Origin of the sequence: Alkaliflexus imshenetskii DSM 15055 (assembly GCF_000517065.1) — a bacterium.
GTDB classification, from domain to species: domain Bacteria; phylum Bacteroidota; class Bacteroidia; order Bacteroidales; family Marinilabiliaceae; genus Alkaliflexus; species Alkaliflexus imshenetskii.
Map to the genome: position 1 here is coordinate 1,644,700 of NZ_KI912105.1, position 14,858 is coordinate 1,659,557.

Annotated in this window: 12 protein-coding genes; 4 read left to right on the plus strand and 8 right to left on the minus strand. The window is 45.0% G+C overall.

What is annotated here, in order from left to right:
- Positions 1–35 precede the first annotated feature (35 nt).
- Complete coding sequence (locus tag ALKIM_RS0106715; RefSeq protein WP_026473972.1) at positions 36–245, minus strand: hypothetical protein; 210 nt, start codon at positions 243–245, stop codon at positions 36–38.
- 55 nt (positions 246–300) lie between these two features.
- On the opposite strand from ALKIM_RS0106715, the gene ALKIM_RS19190 reads away from it, so the two are divergent.
- The gene (locus tag ALKIM_RS19190; protein WP_052345453.1) at positions 301–762 is read left to right on the plus strand and encodes a helix-turn-helix domain-containing protein; all 462 of its coding nucleotides are present in this window, start codon (positions 301–303) and stop codon (positions 760–762) included.
- Between the two features lie 568 nt (positions 763–1,330).
- Here the strand turns inward: ALKIM_RS19190 and ALKIM_RS0106725 are convergent.
- From ALKIM_RS0106725 to ALKIM_RS0106735, 3 genes are all read right to left on the minus strand, one after another.
- A complete protein-coding gene (locus tag ALKIM_RS0106725) occupies positions 1,331–2,575 on the minus strand; it encodes a SusC/RagA family TonB-linked outer membrane protein (RefSeq protein WP_026473973.1) in 1,245 nt (414 codons plus the stop codon).
- A gap of 237 nt (positions 2,576–2,812) precedes the next feature.
- Complete coding sequence (locus ALKIM_RS0106730; protein WP_026473974.1) at positions 2,813–3,820, minus strand: FecR family protein; 1,008 nt, start codon at positions 3,818–3,820, stop codon at positions 2,813–2,815.
- A 226-nt stretch (positions 3,821–4,046) separates the two neighbouring features.
- Positions 4,047–4,643: an RNA polymerase sigma-70 factor gene (locus ALKIM_RS0106735; RefSeq protein ID WP_026473975.1), complete on the minus strand. Its 597-nt coding sequence runs from the start codon at positions 4,641–4,643 to the stop codon at positions 4,047–4,049.
- A 180-nt stretch (positions 4,644–4,823) separates the two neighbouring features.
- Here ALKIM_RS0106735 and ALKIM_RS0106745 point away from each other — a divergent pair, with 180 nt between their 5' ends.
- The gene (locus ALKIM_RS0106745; protein WP_026473976.1) at positions 4,824–7,679 is read left to right on the plus strand and encodes a bifunctional fucokinase/fucose-1-phosphate guanylyltransferase; all 2,856 of its coding nucleotides are present in this window, start codon (positions 4,824–4,826) and stop codon (positions 7,677–7,679) included.
- On the opposite strand, the gene ALKIM_RS0106750 is transcribed toward ALKIM_RS0106745, so the two are convergent.
- Positions 7,668–8,903, minus strand: a complete 1,236-nt coding sequence (locus ALKIM_RS0106750) for a 3-deoxy-D-manno-octulosonic acid transferase (protein ID WP_026473977.1) — start codon at positions 8,901–8,903, stop codon at positions 7,668–7,670. The two genes, ALKIM_RS0106745 and ALKIM_RS0106750, sit on opposite strands and share 12 nt — an antisense overlap.
- A gap of 128 nt (positions 8,904–9,031) precedes the next feature.
- Between ALKIM_RS0106750 and ALKIM_RS0106755 the strand changes: the two genes are divergently transcribed.
- Positions 9,032–10,732: a glutamine--tRNA ligase/YqeY domain fusion protein gene (locus ALKIM_RS0106755; RefSeq protein WP_026473978.1), complete on the plus strand. Its 1,701-nt coding sequence runs from the start codon at positions 9,032–9,034 to the stop codon at positions 10,730–10,732.
- An 89-nt stretch (positions 10,733–10,821) separates the two neighbouring features.
- Positions 10,822–11,397 carry a flavodoxin family protein gene (locus tag ALKIM_RS0106760; protein ID WP_026473979.1) on the plus strand — a complete coding sequence of 192 codons (576 nt, stop codon included), beginning with the start codon at positions 10,822–10,824 and terminating at the stop codon, positions 11,395–11,397.
- Between the two features lie 125 nt (positions 11,398–11,522).
- Here ALKIM_RS0106760 and ALKIM_RS0106765 read toward each other — a convergent pair whose 3' ends face one another.
- From ALKIM_RS0106765 to ALKIM_RS0106775, 3 genes are all read right to left on the minus strand, one after another.
- Positions 11,523–12,308: a LytR/AlgR family response regulator transcription factor gene (locus tag ALKIM_RS0106765; RefSeq protein ID WP_026473980.1), complete on the minus strand. Its 786-nt coding sequence runs from the start codon at positions 12,306–12,308 to the stop codon at positions 11,523–11,525.
- 112 nt (positions 12,309–12,420) lie between these two features.
- Positions 12,421–13,470, minus strand: a complete 1,050-nt coding sequence (locus tag ALKIM_RS17850; protein WP_044117788.1) for a sensor histidine kinase — start codon at positions 13,468–13,470, stop codon at positions 12,421–12,423.
- An 18-nt stretch (positions 13,471–13,488) separates the two neighbouring features.
- Positions 13,489–14,838 (minus strand): TolC family protein, encoded by a 1,350-nt coding sequence (locus ALKIM_RS0106775; RefSeq protein WP_044117789.1) that lies wholly within the window; start codon positions 14,836–14,838, stop codon positions 13,489–13,491.
- Positions 14,839–14,858 lie beyond the last annotated feature (20 nt).

Here is a 14,858-nt window from a genome sequence, read left to right on the forward strand (position 1 = left end):
ATAGTGAAGCAATTGTCAACTTATTGATTAAATACTTAGCAATTAGATTCATCATCACCCAAGGACATCAATAACTCTTCTCTTGCTTCGATAATCTTTCTTAAGGCTTCAATCGCTTTTTTGTGTTTTCGAGCCCCTGGCCGGCGCAATATTCTGTCGGTGTTACTATGAGTTTCGCCAATCATTTCTGCTACTACTCGTATATCACCATATTTTTTTTTGTTTAAAAGTTGATTTTCATCCATAAATCATCGTAGATTTGTTTTAACATTAACACAAAACTACAAAATATTTCGCCAGTTGCAAGAGAAAAAACAAAATATTTCGCCAATAAAGCAAAGAATTTTGCTCTTTATATCTGAGCTCGGCATCAGTAAAAGAGAGTTCTATGCTATAACTGGTATAAGTAGAGGGACTTTGGAGAGTGATACCGGAATCACCGAAGACACGTTGGCGAAATTTCTCGCCGCTTATGGTAATGTAAATGTAGAATGGCTAATAAATGGTTCTGGCGAAATGTATTGCCAACAAGAAAATAGAGTCTCTGATTCTCCTTATCAACTGTTTTCAGACGAAAATACCGTTGTGTCAGAACCTTTTAAAATACAAGATCCCGCCAATCGTAATGCATCTCATGACTTTAACCTTCAATCATTCATATTGTATATCGAAAGAAAAGACCAGAAAATTGAATCTTTGTGCGAAGAAATTGGCCGATTAAAGGAAGTAATACAATCTCTAAAAGGGAATATTGCTGAATGACTACTTCTAGAGTAATTATTTTATTCTCTTCTCAAATAAACTAAAACGCATTTTACTCAAATCCGCACACAACCACCTTTGTTTTGGGTATCATGATTTACACCTAATCACCTAATAAACATTTACTTACATTGATAATTTAAATGATGTTAATGCGTGCTTTTTGCATCATACCCGCCCAAACTCAAAGCAGAATCCAACAAACTCAACACTCTTCTATCCATCTGGATATAACACTCAGCAGACAAAAACGGTTAAATTGTCCCCCCAACTGTCCCCCCAACTGTCCCCCCAATCAAACAACAGAGCGATAAAGCGAGTTATTCAAGAGTAACGTATTTGGCGTAATAGCAGGGTCGTTTATTTGGCATCAGGAGAACGTTTTTTTGATGGTTTTACCTTGATAAATAAAGCATTTGGTCTACATTTAGTCAGCAATTAAAGAGTGTAAAAAAAGGGGCTATATTAACCCCTAAGTAATTAAACCCATATTAAACTTAATTAAACTGTTTTGCACAATTCGTTTTTACAACAATCTTGTGAATCTGCCTGTTTCTGCGGCATTCAATCATTGGCGGTTTGTACAATTCGTTTTACCCCCTTTACAGCCTCCAGAAATATAATAAGACGTTTTCTCATTTTTCCCCGACACGGAAAACTGATAATTCTGCGAACGTCCGTTCTGAAAGATTTCTTTTTGCCAGTCAGTATTTTCAGTGTATCGGCTCCAATCCGTATTTCGGCCAAGTTCATACATCAGATCCCGATACTGTTCACTGTTTAACACATCGAGCGTTCTCCAAACACTTGAAAACCCTTGATAAGAACTAAACTCAAATTTAGGTGCTCCAGCTTGGCCTTTCTTTGTGGTAATAAGCACTACACCATTTGCACCTTGAGCGCCATATATGGCCGCTGAAGCAGCATCTTTTAACACGGTGATGCTCTCAATGTCTGCCGGGTTTACAGCGCGGGTATCCGAAGTAGGCACTCCATCAATCACATACAAAGGCTCACTATTAGCTGATATAGAACTGGTTCCCCTCACGCGAATACTAAAACCTGCAGATGGTTTTCCTGATGGCATCAGCACCTGAACACCCGCAGCTTTCCCCTGAATTAGGTTTCCAAACTGCGTATTAGGGCGCGATTCAAAAGCCTCTTCGGTAATTACAGAAACGGCACTTGTAATATCAGCCCTGCGTTGCGTCCCATATCCTACCACAACCACTTCGCTTAAGCCAAGTATGTCATCCTGAAGCACTATATTAAGTGTGGTTTGGCTTCCAACGATAACTTCACGCGATTTCATTCCAATAAAGGTAAATACCAGCACCGTCTCATCTGTCAAACCTGAAAGAGAGAAATATCCATCTGAGTCAGCAATGGTTCCTGTAGCGGAGCCTTTCACGATAATTGTAGCCCCGGGCACCGAATTACCAAAACTATCCGTAATTCTCCCTGAAACTGTTTTCCCAGATTGCTGAATCGCAGGTTTTCCTGCTACTTCCTCATCGGAGGTGATTAGTATATGCTTACCAACTATCCGGTAACTGCTCCCAGTTTCTCGAAGCAACTGTTCCAGTACCTTTTCAACCTCTTCATTTTTCAGGTTTATGTCCACTTTTCTGGACAAATCTATACGATCCACATGATAGAAGAATTCATAACCAGATGTTTCTTCTATCTTTTTCAGAACATCCTCCAAGGAAGCCCCTCGACTTTCAATCGTTAACTTGTTGTTTTGGGCATACACTGACACAGCCAGCATATTAATGTTCAAAACAAACACAAACAGAAATAGTAGTTTCATGACCTTCAAAGTTTTGGTCGTAACATTTGCATGCAGATTAAATCTGCAACACCGTTTTTTTTTCATAAATTTGAACGTGTTTAGGTGAATAATAAAGTCGTTCCTGACTTGTTATTTTCGACACTGGATTATGTGGAGGCATAATCCGGATGGAGAGTGTGGAGGCACTCTCCATTTTTTTCAATTTGATTTTATCCCATACCGTTATATTTAAAGTGATAGAATCAAAAAACTTAATTAGCGATAATCGGCAGATATTGTAAGAACCCTGTTTGACAAGCGATATCTCAAAGGAAAACCAGAGGTTATTACAAGCCGATTCATCACATCTGTTACATGTTCGTTTACGTCGAGGCTTCCGGTGTAACGCTCTTCTTTCACCTGCTCGGTTTCAAACTCAACGCGGATATCATAAGCCCGCTCCAACGTACGGGCTATATCGGCCAATTTCTCCTGTCGGAAAATGTACCTTCCTTCCTGCCAGGATAATATTGCTCTCTCGTCCAATCCTTTGATGGTTTTTAATTGGCCCTGACCTAAAAACTCTACTTTGTCGCCTGGAAGGATTTTTACGGCATTCATACCAGGCATTTCAATTTGTACACTTCCCTCAACCAAATATGCAGAAGCCAAATTATCATCCTTATAAGTCTTTATATTAAAGGAAGTGCCCAACACCCGTATATCAAAATTTTGCGTTTCAACCACAAATGGGTTACGACTGTCATGTGCCACATTAAAAAAACCCTCACCCGACAAATGAACTCTTCGCTCGGTATCGCTAAGATGAATCACGCGAAAGGTGGTGCCAGAGTTGAGCGCTACACGGGTACCGTCAGGCAAAACAACATTACTTCTCTGGCCATAAGGAACTTCAACAACAAACCCCGTGAAATCCTCTTTACTGTTTTGATGAAATAAAAACCACGATACAGCTAAGGTCAACAGCACCATTGCGGCATAACGTGTAATGCCCCACAGTGTTTGACGAAAACGAATGGCGTTCTCATGTTTTTTCTGCAAATCAAACCAACGGCTAAAAGTACGCCATGCAGGTCCGGGCTGAAACCTGTCGGATTTATTGGCCAATTCGGTAGCGCACCACACCTCACGAACCTCATCAAAATATCGCCTGTTCTGACGCGACTCAGAGGTCCAAGCTTCAACATCCCGCATCTCCTCATCCGATGCATTTCCACTAAAATAGGTGACCAACCGCTCCCAATCTTTCTCGTTCACATCCATAACCAAATATTAAACATTGACAATTAACTCAGACTATGCCTATCAGGTGATTCACTATTATTGTTTCTATATAGACACAAACAATCGATTCTACCGCCACAAGAAACAATGAAAAAATATCACAATATTTAACATACAATGACAGTCAGGCGAATACAATGAAAAAAAACTCATCACTTCCCATCTTCTTAAAAACAGAAACAGGTCTAAAGAGCTTCTTAGACAATTAGTGTATTCCCGAATGAATTAAAAATAAAAATAAGGTAAGATAACTGCCCAGTGCCGATCTAAGCTTTTTCAAAGCCCTGGACATTTGTGTTTCAACTGTATTTACAGAAATCCCAAGCTGCTCAGCTATTTGCTTATAGGTTAGTGATTCGAATCTGCTCAGCATAAAAACAGTACGACATTGTTCTGGTAGTGTTTCCAGCGCCTTATTAACAACCTCTTCTACTTCCTGAGCCATAAGAGAGCCTGACATTTCCTCCTGAACTTCGAAATGATAATCACCTGGTCCAGAAACACTGTTTATTGTATCGAGAGAAATATGCTGGCGGTTGTCCCTTAAATAATTAATTGCTGAATTGCGTACAGCCCGAAATAAGTATGGAGCCAGCGAACCAACTACAATCTCGTCTCTACGAAGGTATAACGTGCAAAACAACTGAGAAACAACATCTTCAGATGCATGGTCGTTCTTCAGGTATTTATTGGCATAATGACACAGCGCAGAATAATATTTCTTAAAAAGAAACTCATAAGCTTCCTTTTGACCGGCCTTCAGATCCTTAATCAATATTATCTCTTCAGTGTAGATAGCCATATCATGTTTTATTCAATCAAAATTACATCAAAATGTTAATTTAGCTATTTTATTGAAAAAAGAATCCCTTGTTTATTAATTTGCCAAACTGCCGGCGAATTAGACTCTACACCAAAAAGAGAAACGAAAATTCTGGCATACAACATATCAACAAACCTCATATAATTTAAATCTTCATCCATGCAAACGCTGCTTTCAGTTCCGGAGAATCTGGTATCCGTTTTCGACCAACTTATTCCGCAGGGAAAAGAGAACCGGTTGGTATTGGCCGACCCTGCAGGTGTAAAGGTAGGCTCGGGAGGCGGCACCGCCTGGCTTTTGGCAAATCATTACCAAAAATCCGGACATAAGCGCTTTGACAGCTATTTGTCATTCGGAAAAAAAATAATTATTCATGCCGGAGGGCAAAGCAGACGCTTGCCAGCCTATGCACCTTCCGGCAAATTACTTACGCCCATTCCGGTGTTTCGCTGGAGCAGAGGCCAAAACCTGCATCAGAACCTTCTGGATTTGCAGTTGCCACTGTATCAGCAATTGATGCTGGCTTCGGATACTCAAAGCAACACCCTGATTGCAAGCGGCGATGTGCTTATACTGAACGAATCGCCGATACATGCGCTTCCCAAGGCCGATGTGGTATGTCTGGGTATCTGGGTAGACCCACACCTGGCTTCGCGACACGGCGTATTTTTCACCCCTCGTAACAATACCGGCCAACTGAGTTTCATGCTCCAAAAGCCATCGCACAACCTGATTGAAAACCTTGCCATCAGCCATCTGTTTATGATGGACATTGGCATCTGGATTTTGAGCGATAAGGCCGTTCAGGTTCTGATGCGAAAATGTGGGTGGAATGATGCTAAATTCAAAAACGGCACCCCCGATTTTTATGACCTTTACAGCACCTTTGGCACCTGCCTGGGCACCGAGCCCCAAAATTCCGATGGTGAAATATCAGAATTATCGGTAGCCATCGTGCCACTGGACAAAGGAGAATTCTATCATTACGGCACAAGCCTGGAGCTCATCACCTCCACCGAAAAAATTCAAAACCAGGTGAAGGATCAGCGTGCCATTTGGCATCATCGCGTAAAGCCGCATCCATCAATGTTTGTGCAGAACGCAGTAACTGAAATGCCCCTCAACAGCCAAAATCACCATGTCTGGATTGAGAACAGCTACATTCCGGCCTCATGGCAACTAAACCATCACCACATCCTAACCGGAATTCCTGAAAACAACTGGCATATCAACCTGCCATCGGGCATCTGTCTGGATGTGGTTCCAGTGGATGAGGATAAATTCTGTCTGCGCCCTTACGGTATGGACGATGCCTTTAGTGGACAAGCTGCGGTTGCCGCATGGATGGGCATCCCATTGTCACAATGGCTCGCCGAACGCACTTTCACTTTCGAGGCATCGGGCATAAATCCACAGGAAGACATCCAAAACACACCATTATTTCCGGTGGTGGATGGCAAAACGCTCAATCAGGAGTTGGTTAACTGGATGTTGACGCATGAACCCCTTTCGGAAACAATGGCGGCAGTTTGGCTTCACAGCGAACGGTTATCGGCCAACCAGATAAGCGCCCGGGCCAACTTGAGCCGGCTGTTTGCCATGCGCGACAAATTTGCATGGAAGACCATACCGAAGTTGGCCGAAAACCACAAACGCAGCGTTTTTTATCAAACCGATTTGAAAGCACTGGCCATTGGTTTTGGGGAAGGGAAAGCCCCGCTGCCATCACTCCCTGACAGCGACGAGTCACCACTGACCAGAGCACGCGACCTGATGTTGCGCGCTGAAGTGGACCGGATAAATGGGAAAATAGCTGGTGCCAACGAATTGATGGCGTATAAAGTGCTCCAGGATGCTATCAGGGAAACCGGAGAAAACCAGGAATTACCAAATCTCAGTGTATTTCCCGACCAGATTGTTTGGGGACGCAGTCCAGCACGGCTCGACATGGCCGGCGGATGGTCCGACACCCCACCCTATTGCATTCAGTCGGGCGGAGCAGTGGTGAATCTGGCTGTTGACCTCAACGGTCAGCCGCCTCTTCAGGTATTCGTGCGCTTGTCAGACCAGCCTGACATAACCTTACGCAGCATCGACAACGGCGTATCAGAAAAAATTACCACGTACGAAGAACTGGGTGATTATGCCAATGTAGGTTCCGCATTTTCGATACCCAAAGCCGCATTGTGTCTGGCAGGGTTTCATCCTGACTACTGTCGGGAAAAATTCAGTTCACTGAAAACACAACTTCAGGCATTTGGTGGCGGCATTGAAGTGTCACTGCTGGTGGCGATTCCCAAAGGTTCCGGTCTTGGAACAAGCTCCATTCTGGCCGCCACCATCATGGGTGCACTTTCAGATTTTTGCGCACTGAGCTGGAACAACCAGACCATCTGCCATAAAACACTCATTCTGGAACAAATGCTCACCACAGGCGGTGGATGGCAAGATCAGTACGGCGGTATTTATCCGGGCATCAAACTATTAACTTCACAACCGGGCTTACAATCAGACATCACAGCCAACTGGCTGCCCGATCTGCTCTTCAACCTGCCGGATTACCGCGAAAACTGGTTGCTCTATTATACCGGCATCACCCGCGTGGCAAAAAACATCCTTTCAGAAATTGTACGCGGTATGTTTTTAAATGAAGGTTCGCGCCTTAGAATTCTGGACGCCATAAAAGCCCACGCCGTCACCACGTATGAAGCGGTTCAAAAATGCGATTATGAAGCCACATCAAAAATGATACTCCATTCGTGGCAGTTAAACAACTTGCTTGACCCCGGCACGAACACACCTGAGATACAAAGCATCATCAACAAAATAAGCGACCTGACTTATGGATTAAAACTTCTGGGTGCAGGCGGTGGCGGTTACTTGCTGATATGTGCCAAAGATGCCTCAGCAGCCCAACGCATTAAAGAGGTGCTGACAAGTGAGCCACCCAATAACCGCGCCCGGTTTGTGGATATGCGCCTGAGTATGGCTGGCCTACAGGTGTCACGCTCCTAAGATCTCACGCATGATGAGGGGTGTGGCGCCACACATGCTCTTTACATAAGCACCGGCAGCTTGTCCGGCCTGTATGAGATTCTCTGAAGCGTGGGCATCCCATAATTTCGCCATTACCATATTAAAATCATTTTGATTGGCAATGGTGAAGCCCCCGCCAAGGCTAAGTAAATCAACAGCTTCCTTAAATTTTTTGTGGTTGGGACCAAAAATTACAGGCATGTTGTAGGTGGCAGCTTCCAGCGTATTGTGAATCCCTTTTCCAAACCCACCACCAATATATGCCACACTGCCATAACGATAGATGGATGACAGCAGCCCGATGGTATCGATGATTAAAACTCTGGCGCTGGATGGCACTTCGCCCTGAAGCTGTGAAAATCGCACAACAGGCACGGTGAATCGCTTTACCAGTTGAGATACATGACCATCGTGCACTTCATGGGGCGCAATGATGAACTTTACATTGGCAGGCGCACCATTAATGTAGTCGGCCAGAATGGCCTCATCGGCAGGCCATGAGCTGCCTGCCACAAGCACCCGCGCATCCTTTGAAAAAGCCTCTGCAACTGGCACATCTGCAGCCGACTTTGCAATGGCAGATACCCGGTCGAATCGCGTATCGCCGGCCACAACGGTATTCTGAAGCCCAATGCTGTGAAGCAGTTTCTCCGACTTTTCATCCTGCACATAAAATCTGGTGACGCATCCCAAAATCTTGCGAAACCATGCACCATAAGATTTGAAAAACACCTGATTATCTCTGAAAATGGCTGACACCATGTAAAGTGGAATACCTGCTTTCTTCAACTCGTTAAAGTAATGAAACCAATACTCATACTTTACAAAAAATACCTTTGAAGGATTTACTGTTTTTATGAATCGGAGTGCATTGCTTTTGGTGTCCGAGGGAAGATACACCACTGCATCGGCCATGTTATAGCTTTTGCGCACTTCATATCCCGACGGAGAAAAGAAAGTAAGTACAATTTTTACGTTAGGATTCTCTTTTCGGATGGCTTCGATGAGTGGGCGTCCTTGCTCAAACTCACCCAGTGAAGCACAATGCACCCAAATCACCTCGCCTGACCAATCGATGGCAGAGAGCTTCTGCCAGGTTTGTAAACGGCCTTTGTTGATGAGCGCAGCACGCTCATTGAATGGTGAGGCCAGTTTGGTGGCCAGAGAAAATAACCGGATTCCGGCATCGTATAATAACTTCATATAATTGTTTGTAGAATCTGCACAAAAATACAACATCGCTCCTGACCGCCTTACATTTTTAGTCGAAAAAAGCTGGATCCGTGTAAAATCTTTTACTTTTGTAGGTTGAGAAAAAACATAGCGAATATATGAGCAGCGAATCGCCAAAAAACAGCGAAGTAAAGAACTTCATCTATCAGGAAATAGACAGGGATCTTGCCGAAGGTAAAAACGGCAAAAAAATACTTACCCGCTTCCCTCCTGAACCCAATGGTTATCTGCACATTGGACATGCCAAATCCATTTGCCTCAATTTTGGCATTGCGCAGCACTACAATGCAGCCTGTAACCTGCGTTTCGACGACACCAACCCGGTGAAGGAAGAGGTAGAATATGTTGACTCCATACAGGAGGACATAAAGTGGCTCGGCTTTAAATGGGAAGGCGAACCCAAATATGCATCCGACTATTTTGAGCAGTTATATGAATGGGCCATCAAACTGATAAGAAAAGGGAAAGCCTACGTATGTGAGCTCACGCCCGAAGAGATTGCCGCTCAAAAAGGCACTCCCACCGAACCCGGCCAGGAGAGCCCATACAGAAACCGTTCGTTGGCAGAAAACCTGGATCTTTTCCAACGCATGCGCAATGGCGAATTTAAAGACGGTGAGAAAATATTACGCGCAAAGATTGACATGGCCTCATCGAACATGCACATGCGCGACCCCATCATGTACCGCATCATTCATAAACCACACCACCGCACCGGCGACAAATGGTGCATCTACCCCATGTATGACTACACCCATGGGCAGAGTGATTTTATTGAAGAGATAACACATTCCATCTGCACCCTCGAATTTGAGGTTCACCGCCCGCTTTACAATTGGTTTTTAGACCAGATTCTGGAGGATGAAGCCACGCCGGAAGTACGCCCACGCCAGATTGAGTTTGCCCGCCTGAATCTCAATTACACTGTGATGAGCAAACGGAAATTGCTCGAGCTGGTGCAGAAAGGCATTGTTTCAGGTTGGGACGACCCACGGATGCCTACAATCTCAGGACTAAGGCGAAGAGGTTACACCCCGGAATCAGTTCGCATGTTCGCCGAAAAAGTTGGTGTGGCCCGTCGCGAAAATGTCATCGACATAGGTCTGTTGGAATATTGTGTACGTGAAGACCTGAACAAACGTGCCATGCGTGTCAATGCCGTACTCGACCCGGTGAAACTCATCATCACCAACTTTCCGGAGGATAAGGTGGAAATGATGGAAACCATCAATAACCCCGAAGACGAAAGCATGGGCAGTCGCACCATACCTTTCAGTCGTGAGATTTATATTGAGCGGGATGACTTTATGGAGGAGCCGCCAAAGAAATTTTTCCGTCTGGGCCCCGGACTCGAAGTTCGTCTGAAAAGTGCTTACATTATTAAGTGTGAGGATTTCAAAAAAGACGAAAACGGACACATCACCGAAATATATTGTACCTACGACCCCGAAACCCGAAGCGGAATGCCGCAGGCCGACCGCAAAGTGAAAGGCACACTGCATTGGGTATCGGCCTCACATGCCATCGATGCCGAAGTGCGCCTTTACGACCGTCTCTTTATGAATGAAGAGCCCGACGGTCATCGCGATGTGGACTTTAAAGAGTATCTCAATCCGGACTCATTGAAAACACTGGCCGGTTGCAAACTGGAGCCCATGCTTGCTGATGCCAAACCGTTAGGCAGCTTCCAGTTTCAGCGTCTCGGCTATTTTTGCGTTGATAAAGACTCAAAAAGCGACAGACTCATTTTCAATAAGACGGTAGGGTTGAAAGACAGTTGGGCCAAAGCCAACAAATAACGGAGCAATACACTTCAAAACAGTTAACAGATAAGAAGAATGGTGCAATATTTACGCCGGGATTCTTATCTGTTTTTTTTCGAAAAGCTATGAAAGTACTCGCCATCAATGGAAGCCCGCGAAAAGGCGGCAACACAGAAATCGCGCTCAGAGAGACACTAAAAGTGCTGAGTTCACATGGCATCGAAACTGAGCTTTATCAATTGGGTGGCCGGCAAGTGCATGGATGCACTGCCTGCAACAAATGCCGACAGATGGCCGATGGCAAATGTCACATAAAAAATGAGGTCATACAGGAATGCATCGACAAGATGCGTGAGGCTGACGGCATTCTGCTCGGTTCACCGGTCTATTTTTCAGATGTAAGCACCGAGATGAAGGCTCTGATGGATGTGTCGGGATATGTGATGCGGGGCTGCGGCAATCCTCTTCGCCGCAAAGTGGGGGCGGCGGTGGTAGTGGCACGTCGCGCTGGTGGTACCAATACGTTCGACAGCATCAACCACTTCTTTCTAATCAACGAGATGATTGTGCCTGGCTCATCATACTGGAACATTGCATTTGGCAAGGAGAAAGGCGATGTGCTGAATGACACCGAAGGCATTAAAACCATGCACACCCTGGGCGAAAACATGGCGTGGCTGCTTCAAAAGATAAACAGATGACAACTAGAACTGCACACCAAAAATGCGCCGAGCCAACGGCTCTCGCATAGAGCGTGGCATCACAACCAGAATGGACTAAAGTCCATCCTTACAAGATGGTTCGAGCCTATGGCTCTGGCAAACGCTTACCTATCCAGCCATTTCTTGAAAATATTGGCTTTTTTGCGACTTACGATGATTTTTTCAGCTGCAATGGTATTGAGCTTCAGGATTAATTTACCCCCAAAATAGTTCTCAATCTGCTTAATAGCCTCTATGTTGACAATATACTGGCGGTTAGCTCTAAAGAATGAGTCGCTGTATAGCTCCTCCTCCAGTTTTTCGAGTGAGAAATCGATGGCATGTACTTTACCTGTGAAAGTGTATGCAAGCGTAACTTTCTCATCTACTTTAAAGAAAGCCACATCGTCCACCGCCAACTGAACATAGCCATCGACCTTGGTTACCATGATGCGTTTACGGTATCTGGGACGCATCTGCTCAATGAGTCTGGCCAGTTCGCCATACTTTTTCTGTCCATTTAACTGGTTGAATGCTTCAAAGGTTCCCGCAATGTTTCCGATTTTATCAAACACCTTTCGCAAATCGTCGGGTTTAACGGGCTTTAAAAGATAAGCCAGACTATTGTATTCAAAAGCATTCATCACATACTCATCGTATGCGGTTGTAAACACTATGCCTTTGTTGCTTACATCTACCGCATCAAATATGGAAAAGCAAATGCCATCAGACAATTGGATGTCCATAAAAATAAGACACGGTTCGGGATTGGCATTGAGCCATGCCACAGTATCCTCTACCCCGGTAAGTTCGGCCACAATCTGACAATCGGGATTTATCTCCTCAATCATGCGACGTAACATACGTGCCAACAAGGGCTCGTCTTCAACAATAATGGCGTTAAACTTCATAATATAGATGCTAGATGATTAGATGTTAGGTGGCTAGATGTTAGATGATTAACTGTGATTGACTGATTAAGGTTATTATCAGATGCTTAGATTCAATTCAAACTCTGAACAGCTAAAGCATTGGCACTTTTACTTTAAAATAGTCGGCTCCGCTATCCACCTCAACATCGGCATTAGAATCCAAAAAAGCATATCTTCTGGATAAGTTTGATAGTCCGGTGTTGGTGGAATAGGTGGATGTTTTGCGCTGCAAATTATTGGTCACGCAGAGCTTGTTCCCTTCCACAGATATATCAATTTGTAACGGTTTAGTAGATGTGGCCACATTGTGTTTAATGGCATTCTCCACCAAAAACTGCAAACACAGGGGCGGCACTTTGCGCGAAAGATACGCGTCATCCACATGGATTCCCACCAGAAGCCCCTCGCCCAGTCTCTGACCGTGCAGCCCCAGATAGGAGCGGATGAATTCAACCTCCTCGTGAAGGGTTATTGTTTTATGACGGGTACTCATCAACACATATCGGTACACATCGGTAAAATCGCCTGCAAACTTAACAGCAGCATCTGCATCCTGACGAATGAGTGCCATCAGCGTACTCAGGTTGTTAAACAGGAAATGTGGATTTATCTGATCCTGAAGTGCCGAATAGTCAAGTTCCAGTTTTTGACGATTCAACCGCTCATTTTCTACAATGTACCTGTTGAGCGTAACGTGAAAGTTATGACCAATGAGTACAATCACATATATGATGGCAAAAAGGATGTAGATGGTGATGGCCACATTTATTCGCTCCGGCTCCGGCTCATGACCTACAGGGACAAAAAAATATGCTGCAATTAACTTCGCAAAGAAACCAATTACGGCCAACCAGGTCATTGCAAAGATAAAGAGCGATGCCATTCGCTTGCGAATTGCCTCATGCCATGGAAAGCGCTTTGAAATAATGGCATCGAAAATAAAAATACCCTCGCAAAGCAGCACCAGCACAATGGCACTAAAGGTTACCCCACGTGCCTGAAGCGCCACCGGACTATCCTCATCTCTAAGTATAAGAATCATCAATACAGAGATAAGAAAGGCGGACAACAACTCTATAAGGATGCGCCGATAGTCGAACATCCTTGCTTTGGGGCACAATTGTAATACTTTCAACGTCATATCTATTCAGAATAAATGCTATAACAAGCCAACCGATTTCATATAAGCCGATTTAACGATTTCGAGATTGGCTCGTGCCTCAACCTGTGCTGCTGATGCCCGTTGCCAGGCTACGCGGGCATTGAGTAAATCGGTGATATTATTTAATCCTGCATTAAAGCTAATCTCCACCTCGGAGAGTGTTTCCTCTGCCTGCTCCAGATTGACAGCCGCCACATCCACTTTTTGTATGGCTGTTTCGAGATTGAAGCGGTTTTGTTGCACTTCCAGACTAATTTGTTCGTGAGCATCCTTAAAATTCACCTCTGATTTCATCTGGTTGATGCGCGCCATGTCGGTTCGGTGCTTTTTATCGCGCCAATGAATGATTGGTATTGAGACACCCGCCCCAACAGTTAAATTCCAACTTCCGGAAACCAGGTTGGGGACATCAATGTATCGATAACCAGCCGATACCCCAATCTGCGGCAGGTATTCGCCGCGTACCGAAAGTTTTTCGAGTCTTGCCAGCTCACTTTTCTGCTGCAAGATACGAAGTTCGGGACGGGCAGAGAAATCATTTTTAATCTCGAATTGCGACAGGCTTTCTGCGGGCGCCTCGTAAACCGCTGTGAGTGGTTCATCGAGGGGACGACCTGTGAGCCTGGCGAGGTTCATGCCGGCAATTTTCTGCATATTTTTAACTTCCAGCAATTGCAATCGTGCTTCATTTCGCTGAACGGTGACTTTAAGCAGTTCGCTGCGAGGCAAAAGACCCAGCTCAAAATGAACTGCCAGTTGAGATTCGAGAGAATCAAGCGCTTCCACATATTTTTGAAGCACCACAACCTGCTCCTGAATGGCCACCAACCCCCAGAAGGCACGGTCGGTGCCGTGGACCACCTCGGCACGGGTCAAACTGAGCGCTTCACGGGCAATTTCAGCGCCCCGGTCGGCCATCTGATTGCCGGTTCGCAGGCGTCCTCCGGCATAAACCGGCTGCTGCAGCGATACTTCGGCCATGTAAATTTTCAAGTCATCCATAACCAAATTAAAACCGGGAAAATAGGCATCACTGGTGCCCGAGTAGTTTCCAGCGGCAGCAGCTTCGGCACTTTCGGCCGTTGGAAGAAAGAATCCGGGTAATGCAACACCGCCAAAATCGGGCAGAAACATGAACGAACCCGAGCCATCAACCTTAGGAAGATAAGCAGTACGTGCCGACTTAACAGCCGCTTCGGCATATTGCACATCCATGCGAGCCAAATCGAGCGACCGGTTATACTCCAGCGCACTCACACGACTCTCCGCAAGTGTTACGGGTGTTTGAGCCTGCCCGGCAGCAATGCAGGCAACTAAACCAATCAAAATATTATAGATACGATTCATAACCAGATAATATAAACGGC